The sequence below is a fragment of the Candidatus Lokiarchaeum ossiferum genome (assembly GCA_025839675.1).
GTDB lineage: Archaea > Asgardarchaeota > Lokiarchaeia > Sigyniarchaeales > Promethearchaeaceae > Lokiarchaeum > Lokiarchaeum ossiferum.
Genome location: CP104013.1, coordinates 5,764,082 through 5,782,814, shown reverse-complemented (window position 1 = coordinate 5,782,814; position 18,733 = coordinate 5,764,082). Strand labels below are relative to the sequence as shown.

Below are 18,733 nucleotides of genomic sequence, written 5' to 3'. Positions count from 1 at the left end.
ATCGTTCACTTTGCAGAGGTTTTTAATCATCGACCGAAGGTTGTTTTCCCCGTAAGATTTTTTGTCAGAGGAGAAACGACCCTGATTCTTAAGATCTAATTCCTCCAATTCTTTATAAAACCAAAAATGGATCGGGTCCAAAATTTTCTTCAGCGGGAGTGAAAGGGTTTTGGAGAATGTCCATTAGGTCTAGTATCGAAAATTCACCTTCAAGAATCATTCTTTCGTTTTTATCGGAGACTAAATTTTTATGATCTATTGTTAGATTTTTATCTATTTAAGAATTTTGCTGGATGCGATCAAATCGTATAAGAGATCATATTTATTGCAAAATGTGGGCAATAATTTCATGAAAACGGGTCCATCACGTTGAAAATGGTTATTCTGTTCTGACATAGATAGGGGAAAATCTCGACAAAATTCTGCGTTATTCCGTCTAAGGGGAAAATTACTTAATTTGTATTCCCCCAAATATGTTCATTCGAGTGTTTTTTTATTTTTCATCCCACAAAAACGAGTGGTAGATCTCCATTTTTTTATTGTAAGCTTGATTTTTTTTCCCACAAAAAAACGGTCAGCATCGAGTACTTTCGGAGACCTCTGTGAAGAAATACTTGATACACCAGACAATATTTCTATTTTATTCGACAATCAGTAGAATTCACTCTCGAAAGTACCGTTTCAGCTTGTCATTCGTCTCTTCCCAGTAACTGATCTTCCCATCTTTTGATCAAAACCGATGAAACCGTTACAGAATCGCTTCCAATTTCCATATTCGTCTCTTTTTTTCCTCTTTGGGATCAAAGCCTTCTTTTGCCCCATTTGGCAACTTTTTCCCTATATTTGGCAACTTCTCCCCATCATTTGGCAAGTTTTTCCCATGGAGTCTTTTTCTCGGGTTTCGAAAAATAGAGGTGAACTTTTCCGCTTTATATAGTTTTGATGGATCTAGATGTAGGTGAAAAAAACCTTGGATGATTATTTAGATTTCTACCTCTTCCATTTGCTGGCTGTCAATTCTCCTTGCCGAATTATGGACCTCACTCGGGTGATTAACCAATCTGCCATCTTTTTAGCGATTAGTCTAAAAACCCGAATTGATCGCAAAACCGTGTTGAATCGTATCCGGAAATTGGCCCAACAAGGCTATGTTCAGCTTACCTCCCGCCCTGCGGATCATTGTCTTCGGGAGGTCTTATGGGGGAGACTCACTTCGGAAGGGGAACATCGATTGGATTTGTTACACCAGATGTTTGTCAAACTTTTACAGCTCGACTTCCTCGAACTTGGATCCCCTTCAGAGAACCGATCTCCCGCCAAAGAACGTTGGTATCAAATCGATTTTCAAGAACGGGCAGATTTAGACGATTATGGAAGGACCTTATTCGGGGAAGAATTATTAATGGATCGGATCGTGGATCCTCCCGTGACCTCCCAAGAACTGGAACGGGTGGTGGCACGATTGGTCTCCAAAATCTTATCTCGATTAGATATTACAATAGCTGATCATCCAGAAGAATGTCCTAAGGATCTAGTGAATGGATGCACCCTGCATTTGTTACATTCGTAGGTAGTAGTTGATTTTGAGGAAAGGAAAAAAAAGTAAAAATTCCAGGTATATCGGTGTAATAACCATTTAAATGTTGCTAAGTTTATAAATATCTCGCACTCTCAGTTTTCTTCTCGACTGAGAACAATGATAGAATCATATCCTTTTGATCATTAGATAAATTTGACGACTTAGGAACTTGCAGATTTGTTGTGGAGATTTTCATTTTATATATTTCGATAGTACGATCAAATGTATTGAAAATTTCACTTTTTTTATATTGGATTCTATCAAATCTTATAAAAGTCTCTTTGTGAGTTTTATTCAAAGGATCAAAATAGATGAAAAATAAAAGCAAAAATAATCCAAAACTTACTGATGGTAATTTTGAGAGATAGATTGTAATTTTTTCTCGCAAAAAAAGATCAACTGTACCTAAGCTATATAGTTCTGATGAAAAAATTTTCGGATATTTAGTCAAAAGTGAGATAAATTCTTCTATATATGATGGAAATTTTACCCCCCTGTAAATGAAATTTTGAGCTTTATGGTGGATGTTAAGAAAAAGAGCGAAACTTATTTTTTCTTTTTGCACATAGTAGTATTCAAATGAAGGTATTCTTAGATAATCTAGATAATCATCAAATTTTTTCTCTTCCCTAAATAAAATGTAAGAGTTATCTAAGAGAGACGTAATAATTTCGAGTCTATTTTCTACAACATCACAATCTAATTTCAATATTTCTAATTGTATTTTTCTGAAAATCTTACAATTAATTTGATATATTTCATCATTTTCATGTTCTTTAAATCTATATGATACCAATCGGTCAATTATATTATATATCCTAAAAGAGTTTATTGAGAGCAAACCACTTGGTCCTAGTTCCTCAAATAAATTTTGTAAAAAGATCAGGTGTAAAGATTTATTTTGACGATAATGCAATGCATTAGTTAAAATGTCAGAATTAACAGAGCCTAAACCCACTAATTTAAAAGTTGCTTTAAAAATTTTGGAAAGGATTGTCAATTTTGGAAATTTGATAGGTAAGAATGTTAGAATAAAATCTAACATAGTGATTTTCTTCTTATTGTCTTTAGTTCTTTCCACCGATGAAACTAAGCTATCAAAAAAGGAATTAAATCCAGTTGGTGAATTCCGTCCCAATATTTGAATAGTAAGCTGGGATATTTCATTTTCCACAATATTGAGAATATTAGGTTTAAGAAATTTGTAAATCTCCCTTCCTCCTTCCTTTGTGGCATTTATGTAGACGGAAACAAAATATTCCATGAATGTTTTATGCGTAAAATTGTAAATTTTTTCATTTGACTCCGATAACCCTACATCTGTTAGAACCCATAATCTACCTGTACAAGATTCTATAAAATTATTAGCGTAATTTCTTGCCGTTGGAGGATATTTAAATTTAATTTCGAGCAAATATTCTTGTAATATATTAATTATATCCGTTTTTTTGATACCTTGTTTGTAATCATCATGCTGATAAATATTGTATGCAATTAAGGAAAGTAAATCATTGATTTCATCTAGTGTATATTCTGTTTCTATATTTCTAATAACATACCACTGTTTGAGCAACATTTTAGTACAAGATTCATATATTTCGGGACGAGATTGAGGTATTGATCTTGAATTAAGAAATAGTTTACTCATTAAAGCGAGTAATAAAGGATTACTTCGAATATCAGAAACAGTTTGACTTTGTATCATGAAATCCTCAATAATTTCATCAATAGGTGTGTTTTGTTTCCAGTTTGATGAATTCGTTAATAATGCGAAGGATTTAGTGATATACTCTTTAATTTGATTATTATCAAAAGGTTCGATTGTATAATGAGCAAATTTAGACTTTTTTAGAGGCGCATTTTGATACCCAATGATTCTAGATGTCCCAATCACAGGAACATAGGGATATTTTTGAATAAATGCTTCAATGCGTGTAATAATTATGTTGCGATGTTTGGAATAATCTAATTCATCTAATCCGTCGAGAATAATTGCAATTCTCCCTTGTTGGGCCAGATAATTTAATGCATTTTCTGGAATAGTTAAGCTATAATCTACCTGTGCTTTGTTCTCGATATAATTTAAAATAGACAATTCATCCATTTTTGGTGAATAATCGCGTAATATGATAGGAAGAACAGTTAGATGTCTATTGAAAATCAATTTGCTTTCATAATTTTTGTTAACTTTATAGGTAATGACCTTTGTCAAAGTTGATTTTCCGCTACCAGGATCCCCTAAAATTACGGAATAATAAGAATCCTTTAACAGACCATTAATGTCCAAATCGAGAGATCTAAATCTATTAGACATATTTACAGACATCTTTAATATAGATGATTTAAGGTTATTGTTAGTAAAAGATTCTTTGAATATCTCTTCCCTCTCTAATTCTTTTTCTGGATTAAAACTTTTAAATTTAGGCGAAACAAAAATGTCCTTAATTTCACATCTTTTTTTTTCATCGATGTCATGGATACAGATATCATTCATTGCGTTTGCCATTGTATCTCGGAGTTCAATTTCAAATTTGAGAATCGCTTCAATATTTGTTTTTCGGTCAGTAAGAATTTTTTGAAAATTGCTTTGAATGATGTGAGATTGAGTTCGCATTTCTTCAATCAGTAGCAATGTTCGATGATCCGTCATTGTTCCCGCATCTCCTAAGAATCTCGATTGGTAGATCTCATCCAAGACTTTTTGGATTAAATTAATTAGGCTGGCATAAATGCTTAAGCCAATTTCTTCCCCTTTTTTATCCTCTAAAAGGGTAACTTTCTGAAAATGGAGAACAAAAATGGTTTTCACGTCGGAAGGAATTTCTACTTGACCTTGTTGATTATATCGGAAAAAATACAGCCGATTTATGAGAGATGTAATGACATTTGTATTATGGAAGAAGGATTTAATCAATGCTTGCGTTGTCTTATCGAATTTTTTAAATTCTGGCATATATTCTTCCTCCGCTTTTTCAAAGCACAATTTGATTATGCGATTTAATTGATCATTAAAATTATGGTCTTTCGGTTCACATTGCGGGTAATGTTTGGAAAGTGCATCATAAATACCATCACTTACTAAATTTAATAAGATATCTTTTAAGGGTGGAGTGAGAAGGGGAAGACCAGCCAAGAATTCTGTCATATTGGTTCACATTTTTATTATTTAAGATAGTTTTGGATAATAATATATTATGTTAACATATATGTATATAAAATTTTAGATTCCTGTTATAATGATCGGCCATTTCCATAATCTTGGGCTAGAAAAAAAAATATGAAGTCTATTGATTTCAGATTTGTAGAAAGCGACGAATTTGCTTTTTGTTCAAGGATAGACAACGGGCAATTTCTTCAGGCGAAAATTGCTTAGCACTTTGGCGGATTTTTTTCAAATTATACTGAATTTTTCTTACACTGCCCGTGAGTAGAATGTGGAGGCGTTGAGATTTGGAGAGTTGATCAAAAGTTTTGAATTGAGCTTGGATTTCCTGAACGACAGGAGACATTTCTAAGAAATATGGCTCAATTTCTAAGGGTGGGGTGTCCTTTTGAGGGATCAAATTCATCTCCTTACAGAGCCACAAGCCTAAGAGATGGTCAATTTTTGAGATCTCTGCGATGATTTGTTCGAAGCCTACGTCAGTAATTAAATTTGCCGCAAAGTCGGTTCGAACTTGGGTTTTAAGTTTAAGAAGACGGTCCCCAAGTTCAGATGATGGATGATTCGAAGCGGATACAAATATTTCCGCAAGAGGGCTTCGATAATGGTCTTCTTCAAAAGCATGTTGGTTTTGTAACTTTAGTTCCTTCATCATTTCCGCTTGTTTCTGAGCGTCTCTGATCTGGAGATCTTCTTTCCGCTGTATCTGGGCAAGTTGTCTTTTTCTTACTATCATTACCCCGACTCCACATAGTATTCCCAATCCAATAAGTGCTCCTATAAACGGAATCCAAGGACGAGTCCAATCCAACGGGAAACGATCCCGTGAATCTCGCCATCCATCCCCGTCGGAATCGGGATTTTGAAGGCTGGTGCCTAATTGCACTTCCTCCGAATCATTCAATCCATCCCCATCGGAATCTATCAAGGTAGGATCCGAGTAGTAAATATAAATTTCATCAAAATCGAGGAGTCCATCTTGATCCGTATCATTCGAGGTCAGTGAGGTGCCATGAGTATATAATTCATCGTAATCGGACAGCTTATCATGGTCAGTATCCATTTGAAGCGGAGAACTTTTTGAGGTATAGATTTCAAAGTAATCGCTTAATTTATCCCCATCGGTGTCTAGTTTACAAGGATTGGTTTGATAGATTTTAATTTCATCCCAATCACTGAGATCATCAGCATCCGAATCAAAGAGACAAGGATTGGTCAAATAACGAAGAATTTCCTCGCCATCGCTAAGTTTATCTCCATCGGAATCATTAAGTAACGGGTGGGTTCCTGCGAAAAATTCCATTACCGTGCTTAAATTGTCATTATCGTCATCCAATTCCGCATCTGACGAATCTAGCGGATTATAGTTATATTGGATTTCCCACCCATCCCACATTTGATCCTCATCCGAATCAGGATCTGTGACATTGGTATGGAGAGTATAATATTCCAAATCATCCGATAGCGCATCTCCATCACTGTCTTTCAAATTGGGATTTGATCCTATGATTAGAATTTCCACAGGGTCGTTTATGTGATCAGAATCGGAATCCTTTAACAATGGGTTGGAATGATACTGCTTGACTTCATCCGAGTCAGAGAGAGTATCATCATCTGTATCATTGTTCCAAGGGTCGGTGAAATAGAGAATACATTCCTCGTGATCGGTCAACCCATCAGCTTCGGAATCTGGATCCAGAGGATTGGTACCAAAAGATTGAGTTTCTTGCAGATTCGTTAACTTATCCGCATCGGTATCTTTTCCAAGATCGATAAGGAAAATTCCCTTCTCCCAATCATACACACATGCGAGATTATTACTTGCTGCGACAGCGGATATCTGAAGGTGTTCAAATGCCTGGAAATATAGCTTATTCCAATATGAATTTCGATAATAATATCCAAACAGTTGATAATCTGTTGAAACTCCCAGAATATATTTTTCCGTAACCACGATCCCATTTTGAGGAATATTATCCAAAGTAGCTCGATTTTGTAAAAATTCTTCTGGGAGGAGGGAATACTCCCGAATTTGATAGTTTGTTCCGATTAATAAACGATCCATAGCAACCGTAAGGGATGTTATTTCCCAAGGAAATGAACTATTCACCATCAGATTTTGATCATTTGGGGCACTCATATTAGTTACTCCAAGATCGTGGCTGTTTTGGATCGTAAACAGGAGCTCATCGGTAATTGCAAAAACATCGCAATGTGTAAGGGGATACATACCCCATTGGAAAATTCCAAGACCATCATATTGGTTATATTTTGCAATTCCATAGAAAGGCATATTCACGTAGACAAAATCTTCTGTCAGCACCATTGAACGGGGAGAACTTTCCAGAAAAAATTCCTTGATTGGATAGGTATTGGTTCCACTTTTTTCTCCAAATATGGAAAATTTATTGCTGCTAGAGACAGCATAAAGATAATCTTCCCCCACCACGAAATCAATAATGATGTCTTGGGGAGTAAGGGCATAAAATCCGAGTTTCTTGGGATTATGTAAATCTTCGATATCGTACACTAAAATATAATATTCGGCGGCGATATAGAGAAACGACTCCGTCACTCGCATGATAGTAGGACCTTTCATATGCACATCTATTTCCCCAAAGAGGGACGGATCAAAATAGATAGGCAAGGCGGCACTGGATGGGGGATAGGGATTACTTACAATAGGGTTAATAGAACGGAGTTGTTCGGAAGTGGTGTCGAGTGAATCCTTGGTCGTCAAGAAAGATTCGTACGGGTTAATCAGGATCAGCATCAAGCAGCAAAGAAGAAAACTTTTGAAGGAGAATTTCTCGAGAAGAGGTAACATACAGATGTGTTTAATTCTAACTATTTAAAGCAGAATTTTTTTTCTGCTTGATTTTGATGTCTGGGACTTACAAGTGACTCGCGAGAATTTTATGTTCTTGCAAGAACGAATGGCCTCTTTTAGGGATTATAACACCTTTAACTATCTTTTGACCTATATTGAGACCTTTTTAACCTCTGAGGATAAGACCGCCATCATTTCGCAAGGAGTCAAGGTCTTGGGAAACGAAATAATGAAGGATTGGCTTGACATTTAAATGAGTTTGCGGAGCTGAACGGTCTTTCCTCTAGGAATTACACAATCTGGACTATTCATTTTTGTGTTTTTTGGTTTTACGCCTGTCTTCCTTTTGTAGAGATGGTTATTGCAAATTAATTTTGGTGAAAATATCCAAATAATTAAGAAAGATAGTGGGAAAGGAGGGATCCGCCTACCACATCCGTATGTGATACAGACAAACACTGACAATTCTGGGAATAGACTAGTTTTTTCTCTTTACTTGGAGATGACATAATTGTATTGATATCACACGAGATGTTATTTATTGGTACTTTTGTGGAGGGGGTCGGTGCATTACACTTTTGGGCATTGTCCATTACACTTCTTTTGGGAAATTTTCAAAGTTTTCTTCCCAGAAAATTTTTTTACCAATTGATAAAATCTTCAAAAATTTTGGTGATATTGGAGATTAAAGTAAAAAAAATAAACAACCCATTGGTAGATTTTACCACAGTAAAGCTACTTCTTCCCAACTACATTTAGAATTTGGAATTATCCAATCATGATCTAAAAATTGAATTATTTTGTATCTAACCACGATTCTGCGGCGTTGACAGTGTGAAAACCTTTAAGTACTTCTTTCATTCCACTCTCTTTTGAAAATTTATTTATTTGAACAATTACTTCTATGGGTGCAACTTGAGCTGCAGCAATGCATCCATGCGTCATACAATATTGCTGTGCTTTAGAATGAATTTTCTCTACATCTGGTGGTAATTTTCCTTCTTGGTTTAAAAAGTTTCCAAGAACGGACCACCCCGTTTTTAATTCATTTGCAGTTTTTTTACAATCACTTTCAAAATTCGGAATTGCATCAACAGAAGGGACACTTCCCATACATGTTAAATAAGCTCTATTTTTTTCTAAACTAGCTTCCCAAGTATAATATTCATTTCCTCGTTTGACCATATTGATCAATGAATTAATAAATAATTCTGTAATTATAGTTTCACATTAGATTATTTATAACATTTATTTTAGGAAATTTTCAAGGGATGTAAAGATCCTAAATCTTATCTCATAAAAAGTATCTCGGAAACTGGTGAAGTACCTTTTTCAGATCTATATGGTTGGGATATTCCTACCATGAAACAATATTTTTCTTAATTTTAATCTTCTTTGGGAGTTGCCCTTTGATGGATTCCAATGCTTTTTTAAACGTGGAAAAGCCTGCTTTTTTATAGGCCTGTTGAGATGGAGAAATTCCTAAAATATTGCACGTATGCTGATTAAGGACCGCCATGTTGATATTGGTGGCTTTAGATTTCGCACAAAACGTTTTAAATGCTTTTTTTATTGCCTCAGTAAAGTTTAGGGATTTGATCTCCGGATGCACTTTTTTTTTAGGACTTATTTCTTTCTTGAATACATTTAATTCCGAAGCCGGTAAATTCTGGATGGGTATTTGTAGTTCCATGGATTCGGGCAAATCCACAAAAATATCTAGGTCAATAATCTCTTTGTTATTACCGCTTTCATGCAAGCAAAAATAATCATAGTTCTTTGAGACTCCATAGCCATAGACTTGCAAAAAAGTTTCGTATAAATCATCAATCTTAAAGATCTGTCTTAAGATAAACGGCGAAATTTGACAATGGGGAAAGTTCTCATAAGCTTTTTTCCATTCGATTCGAGAAAATATGGTAACATTTTCTAGGGATTTATCTGTTCCAATTTCTTTATGGCCCGGGGAAAGATTTGCACACGCCCGATTCGCATCTTGAACACCTAAATCAATCAGTTCAATTAATTTGTCATGGAGGGTTTCTTCAAATTCAAACAAGATCCCATTGGAAGTCACAAAATAAATTGATTGAGTAACCTCCCGAAGATCATTGGATAAATGCTTGCGGGAAATAATCGAAATGCCAATTTGCTTATTGCGAAGATCATGACAAAGAGCAGTAAAATCCCCATCAGAGGAAATGAGAATAAAGCGAGAAAACTCCAATTGATGCGAAAGGTTGACTGCTGAGACCATCATAGTTTGGTCTACGGCATTTTTCCGAGTTTGAGGGACTTGACATAGTTCAAAACCCGCGCTAATAATAGCAACTTGAGTCTCATCGGGAATATTATTCCATTGACTGAAGCACTTAAGAATAAAACTTCCCCCTAATTTGTTTTTGATTACTTCTAATCCACTTAAAAACAAGTTTAGACTTTGACCCGAAAAGGAGACATTTTCATAATCCCAAAAAATCGTAGTGAAGACGGGAGGAGTTTTTTCAGTACTCATCTTTGACTTTTATGTGGCGGTGTGGCCATTAAAGTTTTGCTTTATGATGCTTAATTGGCTAAATACAATTTTCGTGGTTTGGATCTATTTCAGGTTTTGTCCATTCCACATTTTTCTCCAAAAAGGAGTCACTTTTTATAATTCTGAAAGAATTTTGTTAGTGTTTGGTATGGGTCGCAAAAGGACGGAAAATTGTTGACTTGTCTTTTTACTCTAAATGATTTTGGACTTCGATTATTATCGGATTAATCTAAATTTTTGAGAGAAAATTAAAAACAAAAAAAAATAGAGGGTGATTTGACTCAGTTTCATGTTTTTATTAATTTAACAAACTCTTCTCCAAACTGGATACATTTTTTAATCGCATCAGTATCAGGATTCCATAGGATTTTCAAACCTTCACTCACACGTGTGAAATTCGTTTGATCAAATGAGGAATTTAATACTTGCACAGATTCTCCAGACCAACCATAGCAACCAAATGTTGCAACTTTTTTGCTAATAAAATTTAATCCTTTAATTATTTCAATTATTTCTGCAATGGATGATAATATTCCTTTGTTAATTGTCGGGGATCCAACCAGAATTGCTTTCGATTTAAAAATTTCTGTTATAATATCATTTTTATCTCCTTTAGAAGAATTTAATAAAACTAGTTTTACAGAACCATCTGCTTTTTTAATTCCTTCGGCAATTTTATCAGCCATAATTCGGGTTCCTTCCCACATAGTATCATAAAGAAGAGTAATTTGATTTTCTTGATAATCTTTTGACCACTCTAGATATTTTAATACGATTTGCGTAGGATTATCTCGCCATATGACTCCATGACTTGGTGCAATAACATCAATGGGGAGATTCATCGCGAGGATTTCATTAATCTTTTTTAGAGCAAAAGTATTGAAAGGAGTCAGAATATTTGCATAATACTTAATACATTCCTGAAATAATTCTGCTTGGTCTACTAAATCATTGAACATCGCGCTGGTTGCATAATGTTGTCCAAAGGCATCATTGCTGAATAATACATTATCTCCAGTTAAATATACTGCCATACTATCTGGCCAATGTAACATTCGCATTTCAACAAAAACTAGCTGCTTTCCATTCCCAATATCGAGAACATCTCCTGTTTTTACAGGATGAAAATCCCAGTCTTCGTGATAGTGACCTTTCAAAGATTTGATTCCATTTTTTGTACAATAGATCGGAGTATTTGGTATTTTCGCCATCAATTCTGGCAAGGCTCCACTATGATCAATTTCCGCGTGATTTGCAATAATATAATCGATTTTATCTAAATCAATTTCTTTTTCTAAATTCTTTACAAAATCTTTTGCAAAGGGTTTCCATACTGTATCGATTAAGACGATTTTCTCTTCTTTCACTAAATAGGAATTATATGTTGATCCATGATTTATCGAATATTCGTTTCCATGAAATTTTTGTAATTCCCAGTCTTTAATCCCCACCCAATTAATATTATTTTTAATTTTTAAATGCATAGCCTATCAAATTATTAGGAGTCAATAATGCTATTAAAATCATGTATGAACATGTTCGTATTTTGCCCAAATTACTTTAATTGAAAAAAATCATAACGATATGGTCCGAACATAGAAGAAGAAGAAGAATGTATATTCTAAACATTAGAATTCTTTTTAAAAGTTAGATGTGGAAAATGCATTCATAGTTTTGAAAAGATTTTGTTCAAACTCTCCCAATATCATGAATTTTCAGGACAAAAGAACAAATTTATCGGTATCGCCCTTGATGGTTACTTCTCAGCAAATTATCTCTGAAATAAATGTTAACATCTCAAGTAATACAAATAAAATTCTGTTTCATCATATTCAATCACTCTCATTGCTAACGATAAAGATGATCCCTCCCCACCAACCTCTAACTTAAGTGTTATTGAAGGGAATTATCTAATCACAGGATATAGTACCGGATTATGGCAAGGTTCAAAGTATAATCCCTTAATGGGGGGTTTTGGATTTTAAGGCTAAGAGTTCCCGATATTTGTGGGCTTTTTGGATATACAAGGAGATTTCTTCCTCGAGAGACTGAAATTCTTTTTCGTCGGTTTCTGAAAGCCGGAGATTTTCTCCAATAGATAAAAGCAGATCCATATTGTGGAGAAACAAGGCAAGTAATTTCCCCGAATCGGTTAGTAAATATTTCTTTCCTTTAGCAGGGCTGGAAAGCATGATTATCTCCCGATCTATCAAAAATCGAGTGATTGTGTGCTCAACCGCACCAGATAGGGGGATGGTTGCACGTAATTGGCGGGAACTTAGCCCCAAAGGGGATTTTTCCAAACAAAACATATATTCTTCCACCTTATAAAGTCGAAAGAAGGATTTTTTTGAAGATTGGTTTGGATTTTGAGAGGAATTACCCATAATACTAGAAGATCAGCATGGATAAAAATAATTTAGGATCAATATTTAGTGTTGGTCATTCACAAAAATTTTTATAGTGGTTATACTTTCAATGTCGTAATGGCGACCGTTAATCACAAATTCGTTGGAGTGAAAAAAAGAAATTTTTCCTTGACACATTCTCATCCCAAGCTATGTGACGAATGTGGAGCAGAAATTATTCGGACCACCTCATTTAGCCCTACATGTACGAGGTGTGGGCTAGTTTGGAGCGATGATCCTCTTTATGGATCTCCTCATACTATCGCCAATACCTTATCGAGGAAGGATACACATACCTTTACTAGATACACGGGTAATTTATCCTTTCCGCAGTCGGGTGTGCATGTTTATTCTTCTCGCTTCAAACGGATGGCCAAATTACAATCGAAGATCAATGTTTCCGCCATCCCAAAGTATCTGGAGGTGGAAAAGCGTATAGCTCATCTTTGTGCGTTATATGATATTTCGATCGATTACTCCCTTATTGCCTTTGTTGCAAGAAAAATTTATCCTCAAATGAAGGCTCGATCGAAAGCTCGGAATCCCTTTGATTTAGGGACCGTATTGTTTATTTTAACATGTCGTCAGCGAAATATCTATATTAGTGTCAAACAGGTGCTAAAGGACCAAACTCTCTCCGTATCGGTGTTTAATTGTATCCTGAAAGAAATTTTGCAGTATGCGAAAGCTCTCTTTGGAAAAACTCGTTGGACGATTTTGCATGAATGTGATCTGGTGCTATTCTATCTGTGGGACATTTTGCAGTTTTCCTTTGCCCAATATCAAGGGATTAAAAAATTTTATACGGTCCTTATTCGATCATTAAATCAAAAGCCGGCTATCATTGTCGCTGCGGCACTCCGGTGTTTTCAAGATAGGCAAGAACCGCAACATTCCACAAACAAAATCTCGCTTGTCACCTTATCCCGGGTGCTTCATATATCTTCATCGGCCATTCATACCTGTCAAAAAAAAATTGATGGTTTGATCAAGGCAATCCCAAAGCGATCTCCTTTACCCGACACTTCCCAGAAGTCGATGATTTCCCAACCTCGATCCCTAAACAGCTTTCCAAGCCTCCTTGTATCCACACTGGTTCATGTTGGGAAAAGCAATCTACTGAGACTCAATAAAGATCTATGTTCAATATTTTCAAATTACCTTGTCCCAATCATTCCTTATCTATCTCCAGTCCCAAAATATCCAATTGCTCCAATCTACGCATCAGGATTTGGCCCTCCTTGTATCATAAAGTGAAAAGGTATAACTGAAATATTAAGAATAATCGGGAAATTAATCTGCAGGCAATTTTATCAAGATTTTTTCTTTTTGGTAAATATCTGTTTTAAAATTTCTTTTAGAACACCTATAAAGGAAGCATCTGATTGATCCCCTTGGACATGTTTAGTTTGAGTTCCATCTTTATTAACGATCACCATTGTTCCTTGGGCCACATTTCCCATCTCTGAAATAGTGGGGGGAATCGTTCGAGTATCAATAACAACACCTTTTCCTTTATTAAAGTGATATTTTACTACCAAGACCGCAATTACCGAAATAGTCGTGACCCCAATGATCATTGCAGTTCCTGCTGCTGTGAATAGCGCTAAATTCATTTTTTGCATCATTTCAGTAGAATTCTTTTCATCAACATCATAAAAAATTATTTCATTAGGAAAACTTTCTTTGATCTCATCAATGGTGGAGTCTTCCATCTTAAAATGAAGTCCAATGGGCAAAGTATCATCATCCATATCCCTACTTAGTAGAAGTCGTATTTAAAAATTTATATCATAGTCTTAAGAAAGGAAAGTAGAAGATGATTTTCTGAAATTCATTCACTTGAGTGCATATCTCGTTCAACTATGAATCGATGAGTAGAAGAAAGAGAATAAAATAAACCTCGAATCTAAACAAACCCAATTAATGAAAAAATCAAAGAATGGAGTGAGCAAAAAGCATGACTCAAAAATATCCATTCGAATTTGAGATTAATATAAGTATCTCAATTACAGATTTAGATTATCGCTATATGCTGAAGAAAGAACTCAAAGAAATTATCGAAATAATACCCAAAGATAAGGGTAAAAATTCAGTAAAGAATTTCCTTGAACAAATTCGATTATTATTATGATTTTAGTGGGCAAAAAAATGATTCCTGATTCAGATTTTCTCAAAGATTAACTTCTTTTTTTTTCATTATTACTACATTAGCGTTTTTTATTTTTCCCACAAAATAAAAAAATAAAGGATTTTGAATTAAAAATAGTGATGGTTATTAGGCTAAATTATTATATATCTTGTAATACTTAGTAATATTGTTCAATGAAAAATTGAATAGAAAATAGTGGACCAGGTGGGTGTCGAACCCACAATATCATCCTTGACTGGGACGTGATATACCATTAATCTACTGGCCCATATTTTTTTTCCTATTCTTTTAACAATTTCTTTACATATAAGCATAGATAACAGAACGATATGATCGTTTTTTGTGAAAACAACTGTATGAATGTTATCTGTTTACTATAAATTATAAAAATGATTGTTAAGGGTACAATAGGTCAAATTATTTTTAAACTATCTATAATAAGGAAAACCCCTTATTTAACAGTTTTGCTTGAAATGTTTACATTTGGTTCGAATGGGTATACCTCATCTTAAGTAGGTAAACTTTCGTTTATTTAGATTAGAGCAAACTATTGTATTTTTAGGGAACTTGTATTTTCTTTTCCCAAATTAGAACACGTTTACGCTTTCTTAAGTATACCTCGCATTTACTAAGAATACTATAGTATTCCCATTGGAATTCTTTAGACCTTTTGGATGAGCAAATCTACTCATGACATTTAACTTTGGTTAACTTAAATTAGAGTAAACTATGGTATTTTTAGGGAACTTCTAATGTTTTTTCTCAAAATAGAACACGTTTACGTATTGCTAAGTATTTTGCATTATACTAGATTTTTCTCTGAAATAATCTTTTTTTAAACTTTTTTCGGTTCCGATTATCGTTATTCGATTCCGAACCCTCTAGAAATAGTTAATTTGTCATCCTTTCTCACGAAATATCTACCAATTTCGTTTCCCAATTAATTTTGCTAAGAAATGGTAACGAAAATACCGAGATTAGCGAGTAATTTAGACAATAAGGTGATTTCATCACCCCCCGTGATATTATTTCTTGGAGTGATTCTAAGAAGCGCAAATATGGACAGAAAATAGAAAAAACCCCTATGGGGTGATATGTTCAGTTTTCAAGCAAATCCCTTCCGGTTTGAACCCTATGATTTCCATCTTTTTTGATCATTCTCTTATCGAATTGCGTCACAAAATATGATTCCTGGTTTCTGGTCAATTTCTAATCTTTTGAAACTTTTTTGTCATAATTATTAGTATACATTTTTGATAAAATAAACACATACTATTCTCTATTTTTGAAATTTTTAGGATTAGATTCCCATTCTTCGAATAATGTGTCTATTTCTTTTATGACTTTTGAAATATCTGATTTAATTCTAATAGTACGCTTCAACCTCACATATTCAAATTCTGGAATATTGGAGTCAATAAAACGAAATAGTGTTTCAAAATAATTATCTCTTATTTCTTTTCTTGGTTTTCGCTGATGGTCTTGAATTTGTCTTCTTTTATAATTCAATAATTTAAACTCTTCTCTCACAATCTTGATGGCTTCTTCAAGTAAGATTTCATCATTAGGTTGTAATTCAGATAATAATTCTTGAATTAATTTAAAATATAATCTTTTCTCATGAATATCATACGCTCGCTCAAATGCGACGCTTATTCTCGAGTGGAATCCTTGTAAACTCTTCGGTTGTCTGTTCCCATCTTTATAAATTATTTTTAAGTATGGACCTTCATATTTTGGTCTTTCTATCAGAATATTGACTTCGAGAATGGGATAAATGTACTCTAACCCTTCAGAATTAAACCAAAACTCATTTTCAGTAATTTTAAACAATCCGATTTGTTCTGTGATTATATTCTCTTTTGGCATAATATGCCATTATTTTTCGTCAATTTAAATAATCCTAACTTACTTTGAAATTTTAATGCTTAAAAGTGAAATGAAACAAAGAAATGTGAGGACCATGTGACTTCGGGATGACATCTTCAAAAGAAAAATTCAATCTTGGGGATTATGGATGTGTCAAAGAAAAAGCTTGGCAACACTTTGTGCAAGGTAACATTTCGGAATATCAATGGGAAAATATTTCCCTACTGTGTGATGAGCAACTATCTTTAGTAAAAATGTGCCAAAAGGATAAAGATCAGAGCGGAATATTAAAATCAGCTGAGAGTGATCCATCTAAGCAGCAACATTGAAATCATTTCATTTTCTAAGGACTCTTTTAACTGAATAAATGAAGGGCTTTATAGATTTTTTCAAGCGACTAAGTACTTTTCGATCGGTGTCTTTTTTTAACCTGGATGATGAGTATTGTACATCCCGCCACACATAGTAGTAAATAGGAAGGTATCCCTGGAATTGCGGCGGGTTGATCGATTATCCAGACGCGATTAAAGGCAAGTTGGCCATTGGTTATAGTTGAAATGTCATATTTAACCAATAATCCTTTCCTATTATATTCCGTTTGCTGAATAAATTGACATTGAAAGTAACCAGAAAAAAAGAAACTATTGGCCTTTAACCAAAAAAAATGATTTGATTTTCTCGGCGACTGATTTAAAGAGCTGGTATCGAGATTTTGAAAAGTATTCCCTTTCAAGCGTATCAAAATTATTTAGAAGATACGCAACCGCTCCTTTGTTTGTAGCTATAGTCGTAATATTTTTTTTCATCCTTCGATCTCCATAATGGGTATTTAAAAACAAAATCCCATTCCCAAAATGAAAAAGAATGTCACTTTCATCAAATTTAGTTGCAAGAATATATTTTTCTTCAGAATTGATCATCATCTTGGTATCCCGTGAAGGAAAATGTAATATTTTTAGGACAATCGAACCTTTCACATCTCTCGTCATTTGAAATCTTGAAGTTAGCAGAATTAGAACTAATATATACTTAGAAATCTGTTTTTTTTTCAAAATTATTTGGGGTGTAAAACTTTCCTCATCGGAATAACTGTTGGAATGTACATGTTGATCATCTTCGAAAAAGAAGTTCGCTTTCCTCTCTTTTAATAAATGGAGTAAAGACATGGGTTCTCGTTTTAAATCAAAAATAATTCGGGAAAACAATAACTCAAGATAAATCGTGTCATTTGTGTTAAGTTCATAGACCTTTACTAATGAAGGTTTAAAATCAGATCGATTTACAAACTGCGAACAAAAGTTTTTGGATGAAACATATCGATTTACAGGAACCGATTTGAATATTTCTTCAAGAACTTTCGACTGAATTTTGGTTTCAAACTTTGCATCCCACATATTATTTCGATTTAGAGTTAATACTTTAACATCATAAATGTTAATTTTACCAATACAATAAAATGGTAATAAAAGGTTTTCAAGGGTTACTTCTTTTATAAAAATATTCTTGAAGAAATATTGAATTTTTGGATATGAAAGAGTATTTCGGGTGTTTTTTTTTGAATAAAAAATGGTACCTTTATAATTTGGAGCAGTAAATGGTTTGAGACTAACCATATTTTCCATTTTAATTAATTGTTCAGCAACTTTAGAATTGTTTTCTGTCATGCATTTTGTTTTTAGAGGGTAAAAGAAGAAATTTCGTTGAGATATTCTCCTTCGGTTTGATTCAAGATCAAAGTATATAGGGATTTTAACTAAGCGAAAATATTTTGTTAGAAAATTTAAAAAATCCTCGATTTTAGAAAATTCCTGACAAAAATGTTTGCTTAAATTAAATTTTATCGAAGTTCCAGTGAAATCGGTTTCGTTTTCATTAAAGAAATAGAAATCATTGAAAAAATCCTTTGAAATTTGAAATTTATAAAACTTACCATTTCGTTTGCGTGTCCTTACTTCGAAGGAATCAGCGACCATGAAATAAGAGAAAACTCCAACTCCAAATAATGAGATTCCATTTTGATACTTCGGATGCGCTATTTTATATCTTCTAAAATGGCTCTCGCCCAAACAAGCAAATTCATTTTGAATATCATCAATATCCATTCCAACGCCATTATCAGAGATTTCTAAAATATTTTCTGTTAACTTAATGGTAATTTCTGGCGAATATCGGTCATTTTGATTGAATTTTTGGATT

General features: G+C 33.9%; 16 protein-coding genes. 5 read left to right on the top strand and 11 right to left on the bottom strand.

Annotation, left to right across the window (positions count from 1 at the left end; all coding sequences use genetic code 11):
* Positions 1 to 958 precede the first annotated feature (958 nt).
* On the top strand, positions 959 to 1,570 hold the full coding sequence (locus NEF87_RS24640) for a hypothetical protein (RefSeq protein WP_457917932.1): 612 nt from the start codon (positions 959 to 961) through the stop codon (positions 1,568 to 1,570).
* Positions 1,571 to 1,652: 82 nt separating this feature from the next.
* Here the strand turns inward: NEF87_RS24640 and NEF87_RS24635 are convergent, their stop codons facing one another.
* Both NEF87_RS24635 and NEF87_RS24630 read right to left on the bottom strand, forming a co-directional pair.
* Positions 1,653 to 4,724 carry an NACHT domain-containing protein gene (locus NEF87_RS24635; protein ID WP_457917931.1) on the bottom strand — a complete coding sequence of 1,024 codons (3,072 nt, stop codon included), beginning with the start codon at positions 4,722 to 4,724 and terminating at the stop codon, positions 1,653 to 1,655.
* Between the two features lie 148 nt (positions 4,725 to 4,872).
* Complete coding sequence (locus NEF87_RS24630; RefSeq protein WP_457917930.1) at positions 4,873 to 7,515, bottom strand: hypothetical protein; 2,643 nt, start codon at positions 7,513 to 7,515, stop codon at positions 4,873 to 4,875.
* Positions 7,516 to 7,642: 127 nt separating this feature from the next.
* Between NEF87_RS24630 and NEF87_RS24625 the strand changes: the two genes are divergently transcribed.
* On the top strand, positions 7,643 to 7,825 hold the full coding sequence (locus NEF87_RS24625; protein ID WP_457917929.1) for a hypothetical protein: 183 nt from the start codon (positions 7,643 to 7,645) through the stop codon (positions 7,823 to 7,825).
* Positions 7,826 to 7,967: 142 nt separating this feature from the next.
* Here the strand turns inward: NEF87_RS24625 and NEF87_RS24620 are convergent, their stop codons facing one another.
* The 5 genes from NEF87_RS24620 to NEF87_RS24600 all read right to left on the bottom strand — a co-directional run bounded on the left by NEF87_RS24620 (position 7,968) and on the right by NEF87_RS24600 (position 12,495).
* On the bottom strand, positions 7,968 to 8,165 hold the full coding sequence (locus NEF87_RS24620; protein WP_457917928.1) for a hypothetical protein: 198 nt from the start codon (positions 8,163 to 8,165) through the stop codon (positions 7,968 to 7,970).
* A gap of 202 nt (positions 8,166 to 8,367) precedes the next feature.
* Entirely contained in the window at positions 8,368 to 8,757 is a 390-nt protein-coding gene (locus NEF87_RS24615; RefSeq protein ID WP_457917927.1) for a hypothetical protein, read from the bottom strand.
* Positions 8,758 to 8,929: 172 nt separating this feature from the next.
* Positions 8,930 to 10,087 (bottom strand): NYN domain-containing protein, encoded by a 1,158-nt coding sequence (locus tag NEF87_RS24610; protein ID WP_457917926.1) that lies wholly within the window; start codon positions 10,085 to 10,087, stop codon positions 8,930 to 8,932.
* A gap of 308 nt (positions 10,088 to 10,395) precedes the next feature.
* Positions 10,396 to 11,592 (bottom strand): anaerobic nitric oxide reductase flavorubredoxin, encoded by a 1,197-nt coding sequence (locus tag NEF87_RS24605; RefSeq protein ID WP_457917925.1) that lies wholly within the window; start codon positions 11,590 to 11,592, stop codon positions 10,396 to 10,398.
* Positions 11,593 to 12,069: 477 nt separating this feature from the next.
* Positions 12,070 to 12,495: a hypothetical protein gene (locus tag NEF87_RS24600; RefSeq protein WP_457917924.1), complete on the bottom strand. Its 426-nt coding sequence runs from the start codon at positions 12,493 to 12,495 to the stop codon at positions 12,070 to 12,072.
* 99 nt (positions 12,496 to 12,594) lie between these two features.
* Here NEF87_RS24600 and NEF87_RS24595 point away from each other — a divergent pair, with 99 nt between their 5' ends.
* Positions 12,595 to 13,773, top strand: a complete 1,179-nt coding sequence (locus tag NEF87_RS24595) for a hypothetical protein (RefSeq protein WP_457917923.1) — start codon at positions 12,595 to 12,597, stop codon at positions 13,771 to 13,773.
* A gap of 56 nt (positions 13,774 to 13,829) precedes the next feature.
* Here NEF87_RS24595 and NEF87_RS24590 read toward each other — a convergent pair whose 3' ends face one another.
* Positions 13,830 to 14,270, bottom strand: a complete 441-nt coding sequence (locus NEF87_RS24590) for a hypothetical protein (RefSeq protein WP_457917922.1) — start codon at positions 14,268 to 14,270, stop codon at positions 13,830 to 13,832.
* Positions 14,271 to 14,476: 206 nt separating this feature from the next.
* Between NEF87_RS24590 and NEF87_RS24585 the strand changes: the two genes are divergently transcribed.
* The gene (locus tag NEF87_RS24585; RefSeq protein ID WP_457917921.1) at positions 14,477 to 14,650 is read left to right on the top strand and encodes a hypothetical protein; all 174 of its coding nucleotides are present in this window, start codon (positions 14,477 to 14,479) and stop codon (positions 14,648 to 14,650) included.
* Positions 14,651 to 15,940: 1,290 nt separating this feature from the next.
* On the opposite strand, the gene NEF87_RS24580 is transcribed toward NEF87_RS24585, so the two are convergent.
* Positions 15,941 to 16,537 (bottom strand): hypothetical protein, encoded by a 597-nt coding sequence (locus tag NEF87_RS24580; protein ID WP_457917920.1) that lies wholly within the window; start codon positions 16,535 to 16,537, stop codon positions 15,941 to 15,943.
* A gap of 107 nt (positions 16,538 to 16,644) precedes the next feature.
* Here NEF87_RS24580 and NEF87_RS24575 point away from each other — a divergent pair, with 107 nt between their 5' ends.
* Positions 16,645 to 16,866 carry a hypothetical protein gene (locus tag NEF87_RS24575; protein ID WP_457917919.1) on the top strand — a complete coding sequence of 74 codons (222 nt, stop codon included), beginning with the start codon at positions 16,645 to 16,647 and terminating at the stop codon, positions 16,864 to 16,866.
* A gap of 68 nt (positions 16,867 to 16,934) precedes the next feature.
* On the opposite strand, the gene NEF87_RS24570 is transcribed toward NEF87_RS24575, so the two are convergent.
* Together NEF87_RS24570 and NEF87_RS24565 are read right to left on the bottom strand one after the other, a co-directional pair.
* Positions 16,935 to 17,111 (bottom strand): hypothetical protein, encoded by a 177-nt coding sequence (locus NEF87_RS24570; protein WP_457917918.1) that lies wholly within the window; start codon positions 17,109 to 17,111, stop codon positions 16,935 to 16,937.
* A gap of 67 nt (positions 17,112 to 17,178) precedes the next feature.
* Positions 17,179 to 18,639, bottom strand: a complete 1,461-nt coding sequence (locus NEF87_RS24565; protein ID WP_457917917.1) for a hypothetical protein — start codon at positions 18,637 to 18,639, stop codon at positions 17,179 to 17,181.
* Between the last annotated feature and the right edge of the window lie 94 nt (positions 18,640 to 18,733).

What these genes read in the sequence shown, in the direction of transcription:
- NEF87_RS24635 (WP_457917931.1), bottom strand. Translation starts at nt 4,724, where the DNA reads ATGACAGAATTCTTGGCTGGTCTTCCCCTTCTCACTCCACCCTTAAAA.
- NEF87_RS24630 (WP_457917930.1), bottom strand. Translation starts at nt 7,515, where the DNA reads ATGCTGATCCTGATTAACCCGTACGAATCTTTCTTGACGACCAAGGAT.
- NEF87_RS24620 (WP_457917928.1), bottom strand. Translation starts at nt 8,165, where the DNA reads ATGGACAATGCCCAAAAGTGTAATGCACCGACCCCCTCCACAAAAGTA.
- NEF87_RS24615 (WP_457917927.1), bottom strand. Translation starts at nt 8,757, where the DNA reads ATGGTCAAACGAGGAAATGAATATTATACTTGGGAAGCTAGTTTAGAA.
- NEF87_RS24610 (WP_457917926.1), bottom strand. Translation starts at nt 10,087, where the DNA reads ATGAGTACTGAAAAAACTCCTCCCGTCTTCACTACGATTTTTTGGGAT.
- NEF87_RS24605 (WP_457917925.1), bottom strand. Translation starts at nt 11,592, where the DNA reads ATGCATTTAAAAATTAAAAATAATATTAATTGGGTGGGGATTAAAGAC.
- NEF87_RS24600 (WP_457917924.1), bottom strand. Translation starts at nt 12,495, where the DNA reads ATGGGTAATTCCTCTCAAAATCCAAACCAATCTTCAAAAAAATCCTTC.
- NEF87_RS24595 (WP_457917923.1), top strand. Translation starts at nt 12,595, where the DNA reads ATGGCGACCGTTAATCACAAATTCGTTGGAGTGAAAAAAAGAAATTTT.
- NEF87_RS24590 (WP_457917922.1), bottom strand. Translation starts at nt 14,270, where the DNA reads ATGGATGATGATACTTTGCCCATTGGACTTCATTTTAAGATGGAAGAC.
- NEF87_RS24585 (WP_457917921.1), top strand. Translation starts at nt 14,477, where the DNA reads ATGACTCAAAAATATCCATTCGAATTTGAGATTAATATAAGTATCTCA.
- NEF87_RS24580 (WP_457917920.1), bottom strand. Translation starts at nt 16,537, where the DNA reads ATGCCAAAAGAGAATATAATCACAGAACAAATCGGATTGTTTAAAATT.
- NEF87_RS24575 (WP_457917919.1), top strand. Translation starts at nt 16,645, where the DNA reads ATGACATCTTCAAAAGAAAAATTCAATCTTGGGGATTATGGATGTGTC.
- NEF87_RS24565 (WP_457917917.1), bottom strand. Translation starts at nt 18,639, where the DNA reads ATGGATATTGATGATATTCAAAATGAATTTGCTTGTTTGGGCGAGAGC.